This is a genomic window from Streptomyces sp. NPDC033221 (assembly GCF_055577005.1).
Map to the genome: position 1 here is coordinate 34688 of NZ_JBVIQN010000026.1, position 19981 is coordinate 54668.

Below are 19981 nucleotides of genomic sequence, written 5' to 3' on the forward strand. Positions count from 1 at the left end.
ACCGACATCGGTTCCGGAGGGTCCGGCCACGTACCGTCGATACATGACCACTGTCGAAGATGTGCCCGCCGAGGCGAACGACGCCCGCGGGCGGGTCGCCGAGCTGCACGCCATCCGTGAGCAGGCCCGGCGCGGCCCCAGCGAGCGGGCGACCGAGGCGCAGCACGCCAAGGGCAAGCTGACCGCGCGTGAGCGGATCGAGCTGCTGCTGGACGAGGGTTCCTTCCGGGAGGTGGAGCCGCTGCGGCGGCACCGGGCCACCGGATTCGGCCTGGAGGCCAAGAAGCCCTACACCGACGGTGTGATCACCGGCTGGGGCACCGTGCACGGCCGGACCGTGTTCGTCTACGCCCACGACTTCCGGATCTTCGGCGGGGCGCTGGGCGAGGCGCACGCCACGAAGATCCACAAGATCATGGACATGGCCATCGCCGCCGGGGCCCCGCTCGTCTCGCTGAACGACGGCGCCGGGGCCCGTATCCAGGAGGGCGTCTCGGCGCTGGCCGGTTACGGCGGCATCTTCCAGCGCAACACCAAGGCCTCCGGCGTCATCCCGCAGATCTCGGTGATGCTCGGCCCGTGCGCGGGCGGCGCGGCCTACAGCCCGGCGCTGACGGACTTCGTGTTCATGGTCCGCGAGACCTCGCAGATGTTCATCACCGGCCCCGACGTGGTGCGCGCGGTGACCGGCGAGGAGATCACCCAGAACGGGCTGGGCGGCGCCGATGTGCACGCCGAGACCTCGGGCGTGTGCCACTTCGCCTACGACGACGAGACCACCTGCCTCGAAGAGGTCCGCTACCTCATCTCCCTGCTGCCGTCGAACAACCGGGAGAACCCGCCGTCGGTGGCCTGCGAGGACCCCGCCGACCGCTCCGGCGAGGCGTTGCTGGACCTGGTGCCGGCCGACGGCAACCGCCCCTACGACATGCGGGCGGTGATCGAGGAGCTGGTCGACGACGGCGAGTTCCTGGAGGTCCACGAGCGCTGGGCCACCAACATCATCGTGGCGCTGGCGCGGATGAACGGCGAGGTCGTCGGCCTGGTCGCCAACCAGCCGCAGTCGCTGGCCGGGGTCCTGGACATCGAGGCGTCCGAGAAGGCCGCCCGCTTCGTGCAGATGTGCGACGCGTTCAACATCCCCATCGTCACGCTGCTGGACGTGCCCGGCTTCCTGCCCGGCGTCGACCAGGAGCACGGCGGCATCATCCGGCACGGCGCCAAGCTGCTGTACGCGTACTGCAACGCCACCGTCCCGCGGATCTCGGTGGTGCTGCGCAAGGCCTACGGCGGCGCGTACATCGTCATGGACTCGCAGTCCATCGGCGCGGACCTGACCTACGCCTGGCCCACCAACGAGATCGCGGTGATGGGCGCGGAGGGCGCCGCCAACGTCATCTTCCGCAAGCAGATCGCGGAGGCGGACGACCCCGAGGCGATGCGGGCGCGGATGGTCAAGGAGTACAAGTCCGAGCTGATGCACCCGTACTACGCGGCCGAACGCGGCCTGGTCGACGACGTCATCGACCCCGCCGAGACCCGCGAGGTCCTCATCCGCTCCCTGGACATGCTCCGCAACAAGCACGCCGACCTGCCCGCCCGCAAGCACGGCAACCCGCCCCAGTAGGCGCGGCAGCCCACCGACCGGCCCCCGACCGGACCTTTCGCAGACCGGAGAAACGACGTGACCACTTCCGTTCAGACCAGCCCCATCCGCGTGGAGAAGGGTGACGCCAGCGAGGAGGAACTGGCGGCGCTGACCGCCGTCCTGCTCGCCCGCGCCGCCCACCGCCCGGAGGCCGTCGTGCCGGGCCGCCGGCGCGCCACCGCCGCGCGCTGGCGCCGCCTGGAGCGGCAGCACGGCTTCCGCGGTGCCGGCAGCTGGCAGCGCTGAGCACACCGTCACCACCGGGCCCGGTACTCGACCTGAGTACCGGGCCCGACTGCTTTCTTCGCGCGTCGTACGGCGTTGCTGCGACGGCCGAAACAAGGCGTAGGTTCGCACCGACTCCGGGGCCGGGAGCTGTCCAAAACGTGATCCCCGTGCTGACATGCGCTCGTCATCGCGCTCCCGGCGACCGCCCCCGGACCCCGGGAGCCGACCGCAGGACGACCGGAAGGAAAACCCATGTTCCGCACACTGGGTGTCGGTGCCGCCGCGGCATCGCTGCTGCTCCTCGCCGGGTCGGCGTCCCCCGCCTCCGCCCAGGCGCCCCGGTACGGCGAGGAGGCGCCGCCGACCGGCCAGATCACCATCACGGTCGCCACCGTCAACGGCTCGGGCTGCCGCCCCGGCAGCGCCGCGGTGGCCGTCGCGCCCGACAACACCGCGTTCACCGTGACGTACAGCGAATACCTCGCTCAGGCGGGCAAGGACAGCAGACCCACGGACTCCCGCAAGAACTGCCAGATCGCGCTGAACGTCCATGTCCCCCAGGGCTTCACCTACGCCATCGCCAAGGCCGACTACCGCGGCTACGCCCAGCTCGCGCCCGGCGCCGTCGGCCTGGAGCAGGCGGGCTACTACTTCCAGGGCAGCTCCGAGACGGCCCGCAAGAGCCACCGCTTCACCGGTCCGTACGACGCCAACTGGCAGTCCTCGGACGAGACCGGGATCGATGCGCTGGTCTACGCCCCCTGCGGGGAGAAGCGTTACTTCAACATCAACACCGAACTGCGGGTGGACGCCAAGGGTTCCGACCCCAAGCTGACCAGCTACATGGCGATGGACTCCACCGACGGCAGCATCAACACCAAGTACCACTTCGCATGGAAGCAGTGCCCTAGGTAGCAGAAGCGGCCGCGTCGGCAGGCGCTCCAACGGCCATGGGTCCCGCGTGCACCGGTGTGCGCGGGACCTCCGGCCGGTCCGGCAGCTTCAGATACAGCGTCAGGACGGCGGAGACGACGTACAGCGCGGCGAAGACGATGACGACCCCGGCCGGGCCGAGCGGGCCCAGGAAGACGCTGACGATGGCCGGCCCGACGAAGGCCGCGCCGCCCGCGCCCAGGTTGAGCAGCGCCATCGCGCCGCCCTTGTTCTCCGGCGCGAGAGCCGGGACCAGGGCGGAGACGGGCACGAATCCGGCCAGCGTGATGCCGTACAGCATGCCCATGATGATCGCCACCGTGTAGTTGCCGCCGACGGCCTTCGGCACGAAGTAGAGGGTGAGCGTGGTGACCGCGCAGCCGAGGCCGCCGAAGGAGGCGATGGTCCGCCGCCAGCCGATCCGGTCGCCGATCGCGCCGAAGAGCAGGTTGCACAGCACGTTGGTGCCGTAGATGACGGCCAGCAGGGTCAGCCAGCGGCCCTGCCCGAAGCCCAGCTCGGTGCCGAAGAAGGTCGGCAGGAAGACCAGGAAGCCGAACTCCGGCGCCGTGTTGATGATGCGCACGACACAGCCGACGGCGACCCTCGGGTGCGTCCAGGCGATGGACAGGCTGGACAGCAGCGACTGCACGGGACGCACCTCCGGCGGCGCCAGCCGCGCGAACCCGGTGCGCTCCCGGACGCCGAGCAGACAGCAGGCGCCGCCGAGGGCGATGACGCCGAGCGCGACCCACAGGGTCCCGAACTGGCCGAACCACGGGTTGGTGACCCCCGCGACGAGCGAACCGAGGGTCGGCAGCCCGCCGGTGAAGGCGACGTAGAACCAGCCGACCGCGGTGCCCATCCGGGCCGCCGGCGCCGTCGCAGTGATCCACACGAGGAAGCCGAAGGCGAAGAGCGGGTAGCCGAACCCGCGCAGACCGTAGAAGACCAGCATCAGCGGATAGTTCTCCGGGCCCAGGGCGAAGACCAGGAAGAGCACGTCGAAGACGACCCACACGGCCAGGCCCAGCTGCATGACACGGCGCGGGCCCCACAGGTCGGACAGGGCGCCGGAGAGCCAGGACGCGAGCATGACGGTCACGCCGTACGCGGTGATGACGTACGAGGCATGCACCTCGGTGCCCGCGCCGTGGCCCGCCATGTACGGGGCGATGAAGCCCGACTCGACGCCGTCCCCCACCATGAACAGCAGCACGCCGAGATAGCCGAGGACCAGTGGGCCGGGGATGCCCAGCCGGTCGGGGAGCGGGAGCTTGGGTGGGGCCATGGCCTGCCTCCGTGCGGTGCGGTGCGGTACTGCGGTACCTGCGGCGGTGCGGTGTGATGCGAGCAGCATGAATCCTGTGAACTTCACATGCAAGATGTGATGCGAGCTATTCTCGGGCGCCTTTCGCGCACCTTGGGCCGCCATTTACGTCAGAAGGGGTGACGGATGTGTGATCTGGGTGTTAAATCCAACAGGGACGAAACAAAGGAGTGAGCCCGATGACCACCACCCCCGCCGCCGGCCTCGGCCACGACCCCGGAACCTTCCGTGAGGACTGGCTGGAGGGACTGGCCGACGCCTACGCCCGCACCGTGCGCCGGGTCCCGGACACGTACGGGGTCGTCGGGCGGCACGCGCCGCGGCCCGGCAAGGTCGCGGTCGTCATCGGCGGCGGCTCCGGCCACTACCCCGCCTTCGCCGGGCTCGTCGGCCCCGGCCTCGCCGACGCCGCGGCCGTCGGCGACGTCTTCGCCAGCCCCAGTGCCGAACAGGTCCACCGCACCGCGCGCGCCGCGGACGGCGGCGCGGGCGTGCTCTTCAGCTACGGCAACTACGCCGGTGACGTCATGCACTTCGGCCTCGCCGCGCGCCGCCTGGCCGCCGAAGGCGTCGACGTCCGCACGGTCCTGGTCACCGACGACGTGGCCAGCGGCCCGCCGCCCGTCGAGGGCCGGGCGATCGACCCAGCCCGCGACCGGCGCGGCGTGGCGGGCGACTTCTTCGTCTTCAAGGTGGCCGGTGCCGCCGCCGAACGCGGCGACGACCTGGCGGGCGTCGCCCGGGCCGCCGAGCACGCCAACGCGATGACCCGCACCTTCGGCGCCGCGTTCGCCGGCTGTACGCTCCCGGGCGCCGGCGAACCGCTGTTCAGCGTCGACGCCGGGACCACCGAACTCGGCATGGGCATACACGGCGAACCCGGCCTGCGCACCACCCGTCACCTCACCGCGGCCGAACTCGCCGACGAACTCGTCGACAACCTCCTGCGGGAACTCCCCGAGCCGCCCGCCGGGAACGACGGCCGGGCCGCCGTCCTCCTCAACGGGCTGGGCCGCACCAAGTACGAGGAGATGTTCGTCGTCTACCGGCAGGTCAACCGCCGCCTGCGCGCCGCCGGACTGCGCCCGCACCGCCCGGAGGTCGGCGAGTTCGTCACGTCCTTCGACATGGCGGGCGTCTCCCTGTCCGTCATGCTCCTCGACGACGAACTCGCCGCGCTCTACGACGCACCCTGCGACACCCCCGCCTTCCGCAGCCTCCCCGGCGGCCACACGGAGTCCGACGACGTGCGCCCGCCGGTCTCCGTACCGGCCGCCTCCGTGCCCACGCCCCGGACCGTCGCCCCGCCCGCCGCCGACCTCCCCGCCACCGCCGCCCTCCAGGCCGCCCTCGGCCTGGTCGCCGCCAACGAGGACGAACTGGGCCGCCTGGACGCCGTCGCCGGGGACGGCGACCACGGCATCGGCATCGTCCGGGGCCTGCGCGCCGCCGTCGACGCGGCCCGCGCGGCCGAACCGGGACCGGCCGCGGACCCCCGCTCGGCGGGCGCCGCGCTGCTCGCCGCCGGTCTCGCCCTGGCCGACGCCTCGGGCGGCGCGTCCGGCGCCCTGTACGGCACGCTCCTCGCCGAGACCGGCGCCGTACTCACCCGGGCCGACGGCTGCTCCACCGCCGTACTCGCGGACGCCGCCGAGGCCGCGCAGCGTGCCGTATCGGATCTGGGCGGCGCGCGGGTCGGCGACAAGACCATGCTCGACGCGCTGGACCCGTTCCGGGCCGAACTGCACGCCCGCGCCGGCGAACCCCTCCCTGGCGCCTGGAAGGCGGCCGCCGAGTCCGCCACCCGCGCCGCGGCCGCCACCGCCCACCTCACCCCGGCCCGCGGCCGCGCCGCCCGCATGGGCGCGATGGGGCACGGCCACCCGGACCCCGGAGCGGTGTCGCTGGCGCTCCTGCTCACGGCGATCGCGGACCACCTGAACCGTTAGCACCGGTGCCGCCCGGGTCCAGGCAGCACGAAGCCCCCGCACCGGACAGTGCGGGGGCTTCCTTCGTGCTGTGCGTCGGCGGCCGGCTAGCGGAGACGGGCCATGAGGGCGTGCTCGACCAGGGTGATGAGAGCGCTCTTGGCTTCGCTGCGGTGGCGGGCGTCGGTGGTGATGATCGGCGCGTCGGGGCCGATCTGGAGTGCCTCGCGTACTTCGTCCGGGGTGTACGGCTGGTGTCCGTCGAAGCCGTTGAGGGCGATGACGAAGGGCAGGCCGCTGTTCTCGAAGTAGTCGACCGCGGGGAAGCAGTCGGCGAGACGGCGGGTGTCGACCAGTACGACGGCGCCGATGGCGCCGCGGACCAGGTCGTCCCACATGAACCAGAAACGGTCCTGACCGGGCGTACCGAAGAGGTACAGGATCAGGTCCTGGTCCAGGGTGATGCGGCCGAAGTCCATCGCCACGGTCGTCGTGGTCTTGTCCGGCGCGTGCGTGAGGTCGTCGATGCCGGCCGACGCCGAGGTCATCACGGCTTCGGTGCGCAGCGGGTTGATCTCTGAGACGGCCCCGACGAACGTGGTCTTGCCCACGCCGAAGCCGCCCGCCACCACGATTTTCGCGGAGGTGGTGGAGCGGGCTGCACCGCTAGAGCTTGCGAAGTCCACTGAGCACCCTTTCGAGCAGTGTCACATCTGGCTGTCCGCCGGCGGTCTCGTCCCCGCCGGGCTGATGAATGGCGACGAGGCCGGCCTCCGCCAGGTCGGCGACGAGGATTCGGGCGACGCCGAGGGGGATGGAGAGGAGGGCCGAAATCTCGGCCACTGACTTGATCTCGCGGCAGAGGTGGCAGATGCGCTGGTGCTCCGGCAGCTGGCCCTGCAGCCTGGCCGGGTCGGCGGTCGTGCTGACCAGTGCCTCGATGGCGAGCTGGTAGCGCGGCCGGGTCCGGCCTCCGGTCATCGCGTACGGGCGCACGAGCGGGTTGTGCGTGCCCCCGGCGGAAGCCGACGGGCCGGGCGCGCGCCGCCTGGGCTGCGCCGGCTGGTTGCGGGGCGCCCGGGGCTGGTCGTACGGCGACGGCTCGTACGGCTGCCGGGAGTCGTACGGCGGCTGCTGGTACGGCTGCCGGGACTGCGGCGGCTGTGGGGGCCGCTGCTGCCGGCGGCTGGGCGCGGAAGGAAAGTTGAAGCGGTTGTGATGGTGCTCGCCCTGTGGCTCGGACTGCTGTCCGGGACCGTACGGGTATCCGCTCGGGGGCGTTGCCACGTCTCCTCCTCCAACTTGCCAATCTGACGCCGGTCGCGCCACCGCACCCTATGGCGCGGTGGCGGGAAACGCACTGCCTGTCTGCTAGTTGAGAAGGCTGCCCTGCAGTTCCGCGCGCAGGTCGGGCGTCAGCACCGTGCCCGCGCGGTCGACCAGCAGGGCCATCTCGTAACCGACGAGGCCGATGTCGCACTCGGGGTGCGCCAGCACGGCCAGCGACGATCCGTCGGAGACGGACATGATGAAGAGGAAGCCGCGCTCCATCTCCACCACGGTCTGGTTGACACTCCCGCCTTCGAAGATGCGGGAGGCGCCGGAGGTCAGCGAGGTGAGGCCGGAGGCCACCGCCGCCAACTGATCGGCTCTGTCCCGAGGGAAGCCCTCGGACATGGCGAGGAGGAGACCGTCCGCGGAGACCACGACCGTGTGGGACACACCGGGGGTGTTGTCCACGAAGTTGGTGATCAACCAGTTCAGGTTCTGCGCCGCCTGGCTCATCGGGCTCACACTAACGCTCCTGATCGTAGGTGCTGCCGGGGCCGAAGCCCTGTTGGTCATTCTGGGGGACCTCCGGGTGGTCCGTGCCCACGTTGCGTCCTTGCTGGACCCCGCGCCGCAGGTTGCTCAGCCGGCCGCGGACGTCCTCCGGGGCGCGGGAGACCTGCGGGCCGCCCTGCGGGCTCTGCTCCGCCGTGCCTTCGACCAAATTGGCCTTGGGCACCCGCCGGGGCAGACCGGAGGAGGTGACTCCGCCCGCCTTCGGCTCGCGCAGCCGCTCCGCCCGCTGCCAGCGCTCGTCGTTGGCCGAGCGCCATTCGGAGTCGTCCGTACCGGGCTCCGGCGCGTTCCCCTGCGGGGCGGCCGCCGGGTCCTCCTGGGCACGGGGCCTGGAGGACGCCTCCTCGAACGGCTGCCACTGCTGCTGCTCAGCCTGCGGCCTGCCGGCGGCTCCGCGGCGCGGAAGGCCAGCGTCGGTCAGCGACGGCGGGTCGTTCGGGGTGGGGTCCGGTCGGTCGAATGCTACGCGGTCCGGACCGTCCGCGGGAGCGGGCCACTGATTCCGGTCGGATTCCGTTTCCTGGCCGAAGTAGCCGGTGTGCGCCCCGTTTTCGGGCCGGCCGTCCTGCTGCAGCGGCTCGTACGGGGCGTACGGCTGCTGGCCGGCGGCCTCGCCGTATCCGACTTCGGCAAGTCCCTGGACCTGCGGCGCAGCATCCCCGTAGGCGCCCTGGGCCGGTTCCGCATATGCGCCCGGGTGGGTTCCGTACCCCATGTCGGGCTGCTGTGCCTGGTCCTGGAAGAACGGGTCCGAGGGGTCCTGGTACGGCCCCTGCGCGGGGTGGTGCGGCTGGGCGCCCGCGCCGCCGGTCTGCGCCTCCAGCGCCGCCCGGCGCTCCTCGCGCATCAGCGAGCGGTTGACCGGGTCGAGCTGCGAGGCGGCGCCGTGCTGCCCGTGCCCCAGGCCCATCTCGTCGAAGCCCAGCTCGGCGGCCGAGCGGCCGTCGCTCTCGTACGCGCCCTGCTCGTGCTCGGGGACGATGCGGGAGACGGTGAAGTCGTCGTCGTAGCCCTCTTCGCCGCCACCGCCGTGGGTGATGGGCTCGGGGAGCATGACCAGGGAGGTGGTGCCGGCCTGCTCGCCGGAGGGGCGCAGCTGGACGCGGATGCCGTGCCGGTCGGCGAGGCGGCCGACCACGAACAGGCCCATGCGCTGGGAGACCGAGGCGTCCACGGTCGGCGGGTTGGCCAGCTTGTGGTTGATGTCCGCGAAGTCCTCGGGGGTCAGCCCGATGCCCTTGTCGTGGATCTCGATCATGACGCGGCCGTCCGGCAGCCGGGTGGCGGCGACCCGCACCTTGGTCTGCGGCGAGGAGAACGTGGTGGCGTTCTCCAGCAGCTCGGAGAGCAGGTGGACGAGGTCGGTCACGGCGGTGCCGTGGATGTCGCCGTCCGGCACGCCGGACAGTTCTATTCGCTCGTACGACTCGACCTCGGACGTCGCCGCGCGCAGCACGTCGATCAGCGGTACCGGCTGGTTCCAGCGCTGGCCCGGCTCCTCGCCCGCGAGGATGAGGAGGTTCTCGCCGTTGCGCCGCATGCGGGTGGCCAGGTGGTCCATCCGGAAGAGGCTTTCCAGCTGGTCCGGGTCGGCCTCGTTGTTCTCCAGCTCGGTGATCAGGGTGAGCTGGCGTTCGATCAGGCCCTGGTTGCGCTGCGAGAGGTTGGTGAAGATCGCGTTGACGTTGCCGCGGAGCAGCGCCTGCTCGGCGGCGAGCCGGACGGCCTCCCGGTGCACCTGGTCGAAGGCGCGGGCGACCTCGCCGATCTCGTCGGTGGTGTGGATCGGGATGGGCTGTACGCGGGTGTCGACGCGGCCCGGGTCCGTACGGGAGAGCTGGTCGACCAGGGTCGGCAGCCGCTGCTCGGCGATGCCGAAGGCCGCGGTGCGCAGCTGGCGCATGTTGCGGCTCATCCGGCGGGCCATCATGCCCGCCACCAGGAAGGCGACGACCAGCGCGGCGATCACGATCGCGGAGTCGGTGAAGGTGGACTGCCGGGCGTCCGAGGAGATCGCGGCGGCCTCGTCGACCGCCTTGTCCGCGAGGTCCTTCTCGATGGCGCGGTACATGTCGAACGGGCCGGTGGCCGCGGCGAACCAGGTCTCCGGGGTGATGCCCTGCGCGGCGAGCTGCTGCGGGGACGCGCCGGAGCCGATGATGGTGGCCATCGAGTCCAGGGACGGCGGGGCCTTGAACTGCCGGCCCGCGTTCTCGGCGCGCTGCTTGGCCTTGGCGGCGGACTCCTCGGCCTGCTTCGTGAGCTTGGCGGCGTCGTCCTTGAGCCGCTGTACGTCCTCGGGCGTGCCGCCGGAGGTGTACTCGCCGATGGCGATGTTCTCCAGGTACTTGTACGAGGCGAACGAGGTGAGCTGCTGCTTGTGCTCCTTGCCGCCCTGCGGGGACGCGGGGGCGACCAGCAGGTGGGTGCCGATGGAGCGGGTGAGCGACTCGGCGGCCTTGGCCAGCGAGACGGCGTAGACCGTGCGGCCGTAGGAGGTGATGTTGCCGGTGCCCAGGCCCAGCTCGTTGGCGAACTCCATCAGCGGGTGCTGGATGGCGACGTAGCCCTCTTCGGTGCGTACGCCGGTCAGCTGCGGGGTGTACGCGGCCTCGCGCAGCTTCTTCAGGTTCGGTTCGACCTTCTCGAAGGCGGCCAGCCGGCGCTTGAGGCCCTCCTTGGCGGGCATCTCCCGCACCGCGGCGTGGAAGGCGTCGGCCGCGGTGTCGGTGGCCCCGCGGGCCTCGCTCACCGCCGGGTCGTCGCGCTTGCCGGCCAGCAGGGGCTCGGCGGTGCGGTCACGCTCGTCGATGATGGCGTGGCTGTAGGCGGCCGCGGCGCGCACCAGCTTGGCGGTGGCCTCGGCGTCCTGGGCCTCCTGCCAGGTCTCGACGGAGTTGTTCACGCGCAGGCCGCCGAAGACCAGGGCGACGAGTACGGGGATGAGCAGGATCGCGTTGAGCCGGGTGGCCACCCGCCAGTTGCGCGGGGAGAACCGTCCGCCGCTCACGGGAACGGTGGCGACCGGACTTTCGGGCGCGCCCGCGGCCGGTGCCGCGCTGTGCGACGGCGGCGTGAAGTTGCCCCGCCGCGCTTCCTGCGGCTCGGGGCCCGACTTGCTTCGCCTCACTCGACCAACAACCTCTCGGCGCCGGCACCGCACCCTTTTGCGCTGTGCCGTTTTCTTCAGGGCGTTACTACTCCGGAGTTCAGCGAATTTCAGCACGTCAGGACCGTGCGTTCCAAACACTGGGGAAAGGCGGAGCAGCGCGCTGAGCGCGTTAGATAAAAGGGGCGTTAAGGGCGAGGAGCGGCAAAAGGCGAGAGAAATGTGAGCGCAGCGGAGCCGCGTGTGCGCGCCGGGTGTCGACGGCGGGTGAATTCTCTGTCGAAACGTTATGAACGCGACCGGCGGCGTGGCCAAGGACACAGATCCACTGGCGCCGTGCGGGAACCGCCGCCGGGCCGCGGCCTTTCCGGCGCCCGGGTGGCGCCGGTCCGGCTACTCATTGCCCGAGGCAACTTACTTTCGGGCGAGGCGACTTGCGGACGTCACCTCAGACGGGCCATGAGAGCGTGCTCGACGAGCGTGATGAGAGCGCTCTTGGCTTCGCTGCGGTGGCGGGCGTCGGTGGTGATGATCGGCGCGTCGGGGCCGATCTGGAGTGCCTCGCGTACTTCGTCCGGGGTGTACGGCTGGTGTCCGTCGAAGCCGTTGAGGGCGATGACGAAGGGCAGGCCGCTGTTCTCGAAGTAGTCGACCGCCGCGAAGCAGTCGGCGAGACGGCGGGTGTCCACGAGCACCACGGCGCCGATGGCGCCGCGGACCAGGTCGTCCCACATGAACCAGAAACGGTCCTGACCGGGCGTACCGAACAGGTACAGGATCAGGTCCTGGTCCAGCGTGATACGGCCGAAGTCCATCGCCACCGTGGTGGTGGTCTTGTCCTGCACATGGCTCAGGTCGTCGATCCCCGCCGAGGCGGAGGTCATCACGGCCTCCGTACGCAGCGGATTGATCTCCGAGACGGCCCCGACGAACGTGGTCTTGCCCACGCCGAAGCCGCCCGCCACCACGATCTTCGCGGATGTGGTGGACCCGCCGCCCTGACCCGCGGCGGGTCCGGCGCCGTCAGAGCTTGCGAAGTCCACTGAGCACCCTTTCCAGCAGCGTCACGTCGGGCGTTCCGCCGGCCTCGGTGCCACCGCCCGGCTGGTGGATCGCCACCATGCCGGCCTCCGCCAGGTCCGCGACCAGGATCCGGGCCACGCCCAGCGGGATGTGCAGCAGCGCCGAGATCTCGGCGACCGACTTCACCTCGCGGGTCAGATGGCAGATGCGCTGGTGCTCCGGCAGCAGGCCGGGCAGCTGGGACGGGTCGGCGGTCGTGCTGACCAGCGCCTCGATGGCGAGCTGGTAGCGCGGCCGGGTCCGTCCCCCGGTCATGGCGTACGGGCGGACCAGCGGCTGGTCACCTTCGCCCCCGTACGGCGCTTGGCTGTAGGCGCCATACGGGCCGGGCGAGGCAGGTGGCGGGGTCATGGGGTCCTCCGGACGGGACAACTGACTGTCGTCGGGTTGGGCCGGTGGGGGGTGCGGCACGGTGGTCGGTGGGTCGGGTCGTGACGTTCGGCGGGACTCAGTGCAGCAGGCTGCCCTGGAGTTCGGCGCGCAGGTCGGGCGTCAGTACCGTGCCCGCGCGGTCGACCAGCAGGGCCATCTCGTAACCGACGAGGCCGATGTCGCACTCGGGGTGCGCCAGCACGGCCAGCGACGATCCGTCGGAGACGGACATGATGAAGAGGAAGCCACGCTCCATCTCCACCACGGTCTGGTTGACCACGCCGCCCTCGAAGATGCGGGACGCACCGGAGGTCAGCGAGGTCAGCCCCGAGGCCACCGCCGCCAACTGGTCGGCGCGGTCGCGGGGAAAGCCCTCGGACATGGCGAGGAGCAGTCCGTCCGCGGAGACCACCACCGTGTGGGACACACCGGGGGTGTTGTCCACGAAGTTGGTGATCAACCAGTTCAGATTCTGCGCCGCCTGGCTCATCGGACTCAACTAACGCTCCTGCTGGTGAGTGGGGTCGACAATGCCGTGGTTGCCGGTGGAGGCGTTCTCCTCGGCCCGGTAACGGCCTTGCTGGATACCCCGACGAAGATTGGTCAGACGGCCGCGCACGTCGTCGGGCGCACGCGAGACCTGCGGACCCGTCTGGTGGGACTGCTGCTGCGCGGTGCCGGCGACCAGATTGGCGCGCGGCACCCGGCGGGGCAGTCCGGAGGTGGTGACGCCGCCGGCGGCGGGCTGGCGGATCTGCTCCGCCTGCCGCCAGCGCTCGTCGTTGGGGGAGGCGCGCCACTGGCCCTGCTGGGCCTGCGCACGGTCGTCGGCGGCGGCGCCGCTCAGGAGGCCCGGGCCGGACGCAGCGCCGGACGCGCCGCCCGTGGCGGCACCGGGCTCGCGGCGCGGCAGCGGCGGCGCCTCGGAGCGCTCCGCCGACGGGGCCGGGGGCTCGTCCGCTGTCTGCTCCGGAACGGAGGCCGCGCCGGACGCCGGGTGGCTGAACCAGTTCGACTCGATCGTGTCGAAGATCGGCGTACGGCCGTCACCGGGGCCGGCCGGCGAACCGCCGCCCAGCAGGTCACCGGAGCCGCCGTCCTGGCGCTGCCGGTCCTGTACGGGCAGCTCGAACTCGCCGGTGCCCTGCGGCGACCCGTTCTGCAGGTCGGCGGGGAGCGCGAACTCGCCGGTGGTGCCGGCGCCCTGCTGCGGCGCGCCGCCGAAGGCGTTGCCGCCCTCGAAGACACTGCCCGCGTTCGGGGCGTAGCCATTGTTCTCGTACCGGGTGTCGGCGTACTCGCCGAAGCCGTCGCGTTCGGTGCCCGGGCGGGCGAACTGCCCGGTGTCGCCGGGGCCCTGCGACGGCTCGCCGCGCAGGTCGGCGGGCAGCTCGTACTGACCGGTGGTCCGGTCGCCGTGCTGCGGCGCGCCGCCACCGAAGGCGTTCGGCTGCGCGAACTCGCCGGTGTCACCCGGGCCGCGGTCCGCACGGGCGCGGTCCGCGCCGGGCGGCGGGGCGTCGAAGTCGGGACGGGCGAACTCCGCAGTGTCACCGGGGCCGCCGGGCGCCGGAGCGGCGAAGGTGCCGGTGGTCTCCGGCTCCTCGTGGCCGCGCGGCTGGTCCTGCGCCTGGCGGGGCGTCATCGGCCAGTCGTCCGAGGCGCCGCGCTCACGGCGGGCACCCCAGCTCGTGGTGCCGGGCTGCGACGGACCGCCGGCGGCGTCCGCGCCGCCGGTCAGCTCGCCGGCCGCACCGCGCTGCGGAAGCTGCGGGCGCTCGTCGCGGCGGGGCGCGCCCGTCGGGGGTGCGACCGTCGGCATCTGCGAGGTGTCACCGGCACCGGCGCCTGCGCCTGCGTTGGCGCCCGCGTTCGTACCGGCCGGCGCGCCACGCGTCGGCAGCGCCGGACGTCCGCCGTCCTGCCGGCCGCCCGCACCCGGGCTGCTCTTCGCGGGGCCGGTGGGCGCGTTGCCCGTACGGCCACCCGGCGCGCCGAACGCACCGGCACCCGGTCCGCCCTGGCCGCCCGGACCGCCGCGGCCCGGCAGCGCCGGACGCGCGCCGCCCGCGCCGACCTGGCCGCGCGGCTGCAGGCCGGCGAGGCGGTTGGCGGAGGCGTTCGGAGTGTTCGGGATGCTCGGGGCGCTGTCGACGGGTCCGGCGCCCGGCCCGCCCTTGCCGCCCGGCTGCGGCTTCTTGCCGCCCTGCGCCACATCGACCGGCAGCATGACCAGCGCCGTCGTACCGCCCGAGTCGGACGGCCGCAGCTGGATCCGGATGCCGTGCCGCAGCGACAGGCGGCCGACCACGAACAGACCCATGCGGCGGGAGACCGAGACGTCCACCGTCGGGGGGCTGGCCAGCCGCTCGTTGATCGCGGACAGGTCCTCCGGCGACAGGCCGATGCCGGTGTCGTGGATCTCGACCAGCACGCGGCCGTCGGGCAGCGCGTGACCGGTCACCTTGACCTTGGTCTGCGGGGAGGAGAACGACGTGGCGTTCTCCAGCAGCTCGGCGAGCAGGTGCACGAGGTCGTTGACGACGCGGCCGGCGACCTCGGTCTGCGGTACGGCGCTCAGTTCGATGCGCTCGTACTGCTCCACCTCGGACGCGGCGGCACGCAGCACGTCGACCAGCGGCACCGGGCGCGTCCAGCGGCGGCCCGGCTCCTCGCCCGCGAGGACGAGGAGGTTCTCACCGTTACGGCGCATACGGGTCGCGAGGTGGTCCAGCTTGAACAGCGAGGACAGCTGGTCCGGGTCGGCCTCGCGGGACTCCAGTTCGGAGATGAGCGAGAGCTGACGCTGGATGAGGCCCTGGCTGCGGCGCGAGAGGTTGGTGAACATCGCGTTGACGTTGCCTCGCAGCAGTGCCTGCTCGGACGCCAGCCGGACGGCTTCGCGGTGCACGTCGTCGAAGGCCGCGGCCACCTTGCCGATCTCGTCCCGGCTGTGCACGCCGACGGACTCCACGGAGGTGTCCACGTCCTGCGGGTCCGTCTCGGACAGCTGCTTGACCAGCTCGGGCAGCCGCTCCTGGGAGACCTTCTGCGCGGTGTCCTGCAGCCGGCGCAGCGAGCGCACCATGGACCGGGAGACGACGAACGCGCCGACCAGCGAGATGCCGAGGACGAGCAGGATCAGCGCACCGTTGAGGATCGCTTCCTGCGTCGCGTCGTTGCGCAGTTCACGCGACTTCTGCTCCATCTGCGAGAGCAGCGAGCTCTCGATACGGCCCATCTCGTCGATCTTGACGGTGTCCGTGTCGTACCAGTCGAGGTACTTGTAGTCCTCGCTGTGGATGCCGCCGTCGCTGGCGAACGCCCGGTGCGCGAAGGCGACGGCCGCCTTGATGTCGTCGTTGTTGCCGTCCAGACCCTTGGTGAGGTCGGTGGCGCCGGTGAAGATCTGCGAGAAGCGGTCGCGGGCCGCCTTCTCGTTGTCCTCGGCGGTACGGCCGGCCAGCCGGTCGTTGGAGGACAGCTGAGGGCCGCCCTTGTGCGCGAGGCCGGCACTGACCAGCGCGCGCTGCATCGACGCGTATTCCTTGGCGGAGGAGAACGCCGCCAGCGCGCGGGTGCTGCGGATCATCTCCGGGTTGCTGGTCGCCTGCGCCATATCCTGGGACAGCGCGAGCAGCGAGGTGATCAGCTGGTTGTAGCTGCTGACCGTACGGGCGGCGTTGTCGCCGTCCTTGTACGCGTTGTTGCGGATCTCGTTGAGGGTGTTGAGCTGACGCCCGATGTCCAGCAGGGTCGCCTGCACACCGGCCATCGTCGGGTCGTCGCGCTGGACGTCACCGGTGGCCTTGTTGAACGCCTGCTTGGCCCGGTCGGTCGCCTCACGCGGGGCGACGACGCTGGCGTCGTCCTTGACGTTGCCGGTGCCGGCGATCGGGCCCGCCGACTTGTCCCGCTCGACCTGGAGCGCGTCGGCCAGCTCGGTGGCCTGCCGCGTCATCTCGGTGAGCAGCTGCATCTTGTCCAGCTGCTCGATGTTCTCCATCGAGTAGGAGATACGCAGACCGCCCAGCGTGGTCGCGGCGATGACGGGGAGCGCCAGCAGGGAGACCAGGCGGGTGCTGATGCGCCAGTTGCGCATGGCTATTCGGGCGCCGGGGCCGCTCGGCTCCTTGGCGCCCTTCGACGGCTTGGGCGTGGCGCCGTCGGCGGAGTCACCTCCGGCCGTCGGACCGGTGCCCGGGCCATGCTGGGGCGAGGAGGCGCGGTCGCTCCCGCCGCGCAGCTCCGGGTCCGCCGCAGCTTCCCCTTGGCCCTGGCGGGCCTGGGGAGACCCCATGCCATCCCTCTTGAAACGTCCCTGCACTAGCGTCGCAACCTCTGGACCAGGCGTCCCCCCGCGTGAACGGCGGGACGGTTGTCGAGTCGTAGGGGACCGCGGCCCCCGTTTGGCGGTCGTGAGTGACCGGCGAGCTGCCCTCTCTGGCCGAGAGAGCGGCACCACCGCGCGGCGCTTCGCTGCGCCCCCTGCGCGCCGTCCGGCTGAAATCCGCGGCGGTCCGTGGAATTCCAGCACAGTGCCGGATCTCCAACAAGGGCGGTGCCGTCGGCCGTGACAAGCATGACGCAATGTACGGAACACGTCACAACGGGTAGAGGGTGACGCAGTTGATAACGGACTTATGCCCGCGAGTCGCTCACGTGTGCCCCCTGTCCCAGGTGCGGTGATCGGGAGCGGAACATGGGCTTCAATCCAGCAATGTCCGTTTCGCCCCTGGATGTTGATCATGAGAAATGCGGCATTTGTCACACACTTCGTGAGCAAACTCACAGCCACCCGGTCGACTTTCCCGAAGCCGCGTGGGGAATAGCGCGCATAGCCTGACGCTTTACACAGTTGCCCGAAACGACAAGGCCGTAACCCCGCGCACGCCGGAGGCGGCCTTGTCTCCCGACGTCCTTACGCGAGGCACCAGCAGTGAAGACCACGATGATGTTCCGGAACATAGCCAACCCGCGCCGCACCACCCTCGCGCACCTCAAGGACGCCGACGACCTGCAGGGCGCCGCGGCCGAGGCACCGGAGCACGCCGTCGAGCTGCCCACCCAGACCGCCAACCCCCGCCGCACGGTCCTGATGGACGCCCCCGCGCCGCAGACCGTTCCCGCGCAGGCCGGCGCCGCGGACGCGGCCGTATAACCAAGGGGAAGCGGGCCGGCCGCGGCCCCGCGATAGCCTGGAGTGTCAACTCCGGCCAGTGATCAATGAGGGGCAGCGGCAACCCGTGCGCATCGCCAGATTCTCCATCGACGGCAACGTCGGCTTCGGCGTCCTCGACGGCGACGACATCGACGTCATCAAGGGACATCCCTTCGCGGAATTCGAGCGCTCGGGTCACAAGGTCCCCCTCGACAAGGTCCGCCTGCTGCCGCCGGTCCTTCCCAACAAGGTCGTCGCGGTCGGCCGCAACTACGCCGAACACGCGCGCGAGCTGGGCAACGAGGTCCCGGACGTGCCGGTCACCTTCTTCAAGCCCTCCACCTCGGTGGTCGGCCCCGGTGACCCCGTCCTGTACCCCTCCTTCTCACAGGAGGTGCACCACGAGGCCGAGCTCGCCGTCGTCATCGGCCGCATGTGCCGCGAGGTCCCCCGCGAGCGCGTCAAGGACGTCATCCTCGGCTACACCTGCGCCAACGACATCACCGCGCGCGACGTGCAAAAGCGCGAGGCGCAGTGGGCACGGGCCAAGGGCTTCGACACCTCCTGCCCGCTCGGCCCCTGGGTCGAGACGGAGCTGGACCCCAGTGACCTGACGATCATGTGCACCGTCAACGGCGAACAGCGCCAGCTCGGCCGCACCAGCGAGATGGTCCGCTCCGTCGAGGACCTGATCGTGCACATCACCGAGGCGATGACGCTGCTCCCCGGCGACGTCGTCCTCACGGGCACCCCAGCCGGGGTCGGCCCCCTCCAGGACGGCGACGAGGTCGCCGTCCACATCGAAGGCATCGGCACTCTCACCAACAAGGTGATCAAGCGTGGCTAACGCGACCCCCGTCCGCGTCCGTTTCTGTCCCTCCCCGACCGGCAACCCCCACGTGGGCCTGGTCCGCACCGCCCTGTTCAACTGGGCCTTCGCCCGGCACACCCGGGGCACCATGGTCTTCCGCATCGAGGACACCGACGCGGCCCGCGACTCCGAGGAGTCCTACAACCAGCTGCTCGACTCGATGCGCTGGCTGGGCCTGGACTGGGACGAGGGCCCCGAGATCGGCGGCCCCCATGAGCCGTACCGCCAGTCGCAGCGCATGGACCTCTACAAGGAGATCGCGCAGAAGCTGCTGGACGCCGGCCACGCGTACAAGTGCTACTGCTCCACCGCCGAGCTGGACGCCCGCCGCGAGGCCGCCCGCGCCGCCGGCAAGCCCTCGGGTTACGACGGTACGTGCCGCGCCCTGACGGCCGACGAGATCACCGCGTACGAGGCCGAGGGCCGCGAGCCGATCGTCCGCTTCCGGATGCCGGACGAGCCGATCACCTTCACGGACCTGGTCCGCGGCGAACTGACCTTCACCCCGGAGAACGTCCCGGACTACGGCATCCTCCGCGCCAACGGTGCCCCCCTCTACACGCTCGTCAACCCGGTCGACGACGCCCTGATGGAGATCACCCACGTCCTGCGCGGCGAGGACCTGCTCTCCTCCACCCCCCGCCAGGTGGCCCTTTACAAGGCCCTGATCGACCTGGGCATCGCCAAGTACGTCCCCCTCTTCGGCCACCTCCCGTACGTCATGGGCGAGGGCAACAAAAAGCTCTCCAAGCGCGACCCGCAGGCATCCCTCAACCTCTACCGCGAGCGCGGCTTCCTCCCCGAGGGCCTCCTCAACTACCTCTCCCTCCTCGGCTGGTCCTTCTCCGCCGACCAGGACGTCTTCTCCATCGACGAGATGGTCGCGGCCTTCGACATCGCCGACGTCAACGCCAACCCGGCCCGCTTCGACCTGAAGAAGGCCGAGGCGATCAACGCCGACCACATCCGCCGCCTGGACCCGAAGGCCTTCGCCGAGGCCTGCCGCCCCTGGCTGCAGGCCCCCCACGCCAACTGGGACCCGGCCGACTTCGACGAGACCGCCTGGCAGGCCATCGCGCCGCACGCGCAGACCCGCCTCACGGTCCTCTCCGACATCACCGCCAACGTCGACTTCCTCTTCCGCAAGGAGCCGGTCGAAGACGAGGCGTCCTGGACCAAGGCGATGAAGGGCGACCCGGTGGCCCTCCTCACCACCGCCCGCGAAAAGCTGTCCGGCGCCGACTGGTCCAGCCCCGACTCCCTCAAGGAGGCCGTCCTGGCCGCCGGCGAGGCCCACGGCCTCAAACTCGGCAAGGCCCAGGCCCCCGTCCGCGTCGCGGTCACCGGCCGCACCGTCGGCCTGCCGCTCTTCGAGTCCCTGGAGATCCTGGGCAAGGAGCGGACCCTGGCCCGCATCGACGCGGCACTGGCGAAGCTGGGCGCGTAACCGCGCGGCTTCCACGTCGTACGGCG

16 protein-coding genes are annotated in these 19981 nt (G+C 71.3%); 7 read left to right on the plus strand and 9 right to left on the minus strand.

The window, feature by feature from the left end; genetic code table 11:
* The first annotated feature begins 43 nt into the window (after positions 1–43).
* From ACZ53K_RS28620 to ACZ53K_RS28630, 3 genes are all read left to right on the plus strand, one after another.
* Positions 44–1627, plus strand: coding sequence for an acyl-CoA carboxylase subunit beta (locus ACZ53K_RS28620; RefSeq protein ID WP_468841913.1), 1584 nt, complete (start codon positions 44–46; stop codon positions 1625–1627).
* 57 nt (positions 1628–1684) lie between these two features.
* The gene (locus tag ACZ53K_RS28625) at positions 1685–1894 is read left to right on the plus strand and encodes an acyl-CoA carboxylase epsilon subunit (RefSeq protein ID WP_468841916.1); all 210 of its coding nucleotides are present in this window, start codon (positions 1685–1687) and stop codon (positions 1892–1894) included.
* A 234-nt stretch (positions 1895–2128) separates the two neighbouring features.
* Positions 2129–2791 carry a DUF4360 domain-containing protein gene (locus tag ACZ53K_RS28630; RefSeq protein WP_468841918.1) on the plus strand — a complete coding sequence of 221 codons (663 nt, stop codon included), beginning with the start codon at positions 2129–2131 and terminating at the stop codon, positions 2789–2791.
* Here the strand turns inward: ACZ53K_RS28630 and ACZ53K_RS28635 are convergent.
* The gene (locus tag ACZ53K_RS28635; RefSeq protein WP_468841921.1) at positions 2784–4100 is read right to left on the minus strand and encodes an MFS transporter; all 1317 of its coding nucleotides are present in this window, start codon (positions 4098–4100) and stop codon (positions 2784–2786) included. The genes ACZ53K_RS28630 and ACZ53K_RS28635 overlap by 8 nt on opposite strands.
* A gap of 218 nt (positions 4101–4318) precedes the next feature.
* On the opposite strand from ACZ53K_RS28635, the gene ACZ53K_RS28640 reads away from it, so the two are divergent.
* The gene (locus ACZ53K_RS28640; protein ID WP_468841924.1) at positions 4319–6088 is read left to right on the plus strand and encodes a dihydroxyacetone kinase family protein; all 1770 of its coding nucleotides are present in this window, start codon (positions 4319–4321) and stop codon (positions 6086–6088) included.
* Positions 6089–6174: 86 nt separating this feature from the next.
* Here ACZ53K_RS28640 and ACZ53K_RS28645 read toward each other — a convergent pair whose 3' ends face one another.
* From ACZ53K_RS28645 to ACZ53K_RS28680, 8 genes are all read right to left on the minus strand, one after another.
* Positions 6175–6753, minus strand: a complete 579-nt coding sequence (locus ACZ53K_RS28645) for a GTP-binding protein (protein WP_073447656.1) — start codon at positions 6751–6753, stop codon at positions 6175–6177.
* Complete coding sequence (locus tag ACZ53K_RS28650; protein WP_468841927.1) at positions 6734–7354, minus strand: DUF742 domain-containing protein; 621 nt, start codon at positions 7352–7354, stop codon at positions 6734–6736. The genes ACZ53K_RS28645 and ACZ53K_RS28650 overlap by 20 nt, the downstream gene beginning before the upstream one ends.
* An 84-nt stretch (positions 7355–7438) precedes the next feature.
* Positions 7439–7852, minus strand: a complete 414-nt coding sequence (locus ACZ53K_RS28655; RefSeq protein ID WP_018087204.1) for a roadblock/LC7 domain-containing protein — start codon at positions 7850–7852, stop codon at positions 7439–7441.
* A 10-nt stretch (positions 7853–7862) separates the two neighbouring features.
* Complete coding sequence (locus ACZ53K_RS28660) at positions 7863–11042, minus strand: sensor histidine kinase (protein ID WP_468841929.1); 3180 nt, start codon at positions 11040–11042, stop codon at positions 7863–7865.
* Positions 11043–11464: 422 nt separating this feature from the next.
* Positions 11465–12064 carry a GTP-binding protein gene (locus tag ACZ53K_RS28665; protein WP_468841932.1) on the minus strand — a complete coding sequence of 200 codons (600 nt, stop codon included), beginning with the start codon at positions 12062–12064 and terminating at the stop codon, positions 11465–11467.
* Entirely contained in the window at positions 12045–12455 is a 411-nt protein-coding gene (locus ACZ53K_RS28670) for a DUF742 domain-containing protein (protein ID WP_468841935.1), read from the minus strand. Before ACZ53K_RS28670 ends, ACZ53K_RS28665 begins: the two co-directional genes overlap by 20 nt.
* Positions 12456–12552: 97 nt before the next feature.
* Positions 12553–12966 carry a roadblock/LC7 domain-containing protein gene (locus ACZ53K_RS28675; protein WP_468842112.1) on the minus strand — a complete coding sequence of 138 codons (414 nt, stop codon included), beginning with the start codon at positions 12964–12966 and terminating at the stop codon, positions 12553–12555.
* 9 nt (positions 12967–12975) lie between these two features.
* Positions 12976–16776 carry a sensor histidine kinase gene (locus ACZ53K_RS28680; RefSeq protein ID WP_468841938.1) on the minus strand — a complete coding sequence of 1267 codons (3801 nt, stop codon included), beginning with the start codon at positions 16774–16776 and terminating at the stop codon, positions 12976–12978.
* A 639-nt stretch (positions 16777–17415) separates the two neighbouring features.
* Between ACZ53K_RS28680 and ACZ53K_RS28685 the strand changes: the two genes are divergently transcribed.
* The 3 genes from ACZ53K_RS28685 to gltX all read left to right on the plus strand — a co-directional run bounded on the left by ACZ53K_RS28685 (position 17416) and on the right by gltX (position 19955).
* On the plus strand, positions 17416–17637 hold the full coding sequence (locus ACZ53K_RS28685; protein ID WP_468841940.1) for a hypothetical protein: 222 nt from the start codon (positions 17416–17418) through the stop codon (positions 17635–17637).
* Between the two features lie 85 nt (positions 17638–17722).
* Positions 17723–18484, plus strand: a complete 762-nt coding sequence (locus ACZ53K_RS28690; RefSeq protein WP_468841943.1) for a fumarylacetoacetate hydrolase family protein — start codon at positions 17723–17725, stop codon at positions 18482–18484.
* A complete protein-coding gene (gltX, locus tag ACZ53K_RS28695) occupies positions 18477–19955 on the plus strand; it encodes a glutamate--tRNA ligase (protein ID WP_468841945.1) in 1479 nt (492 codons plus the stop codon). The genes ACZ53K_RS28690 and gltX overlap by 8 nt, the downstream gene beginning before the upstream one ends.
* The last annotated feature ends 26 nt before the right edge of the window (positions 19956–19981 follow it).

Bases quoted from the DNA above. Each gene is read 5' to 3' on its own strand.
- ACZ53K_RS28620 (WP_468841913.1), top strand. From the start codon at position 44: ATGACCACTGTCGAAGATGTGCCCGCCGAGGCGAACGACGCCCGCGGG.
- ACZ53K_RS28630 (WP_468841918.1), top strand. From the start codon at position 2,129: ATGTTCCGCACACTGGGTGTCGGTGCCGCCGCGGCATCGCTGCTGCTC.
- ACZ53K_RS28635 (WP_468841921.1), bottom strand. From the start codon at position 4,100: ATGGCCCCACCCAAGCTCCCGCTCCCCGACCGGCTGGGCATCCCCGGC.
- ACZ53K_RS28640 (WP_468841924.1), top strand. From the start codon at position 4,319: ATGACCACCACCCCCGCCGCCGGCCTCGGCCACGACCCCGGAACCTTC.
- ACZ53K_RS28655 (WP_018087204.1), bottom strand. From the start codon at position 7,852: ATGAGCCAGGCGGCGCAGAACCTGAACTGGTTGATCACCAACTTCGTG.
- ACZ53K_RS28670 (WP_468841935.1), bottom strand. From the start codon at position 12,455: ATGACCCCGCCACCTGCCTCGCCCGGCCCGTATGGCGCCTACAGCCAA.
- ACZ53K_RS28675 (WP_468842112.1), bottom strand. From the start codon at position 12,966: ATGAGCCAGGCGGCGCAGAATCTGAACTGGTTGATCACCAACTTCGTG.
- ACZ53K_RS28680 (WP_468841938.1), bottom strand. From the start codon at position 16,776: ATGGGGTCTCCCCAGGCCCGCCAGGGCCAAGGGGAAGCTGCGGCGGAC.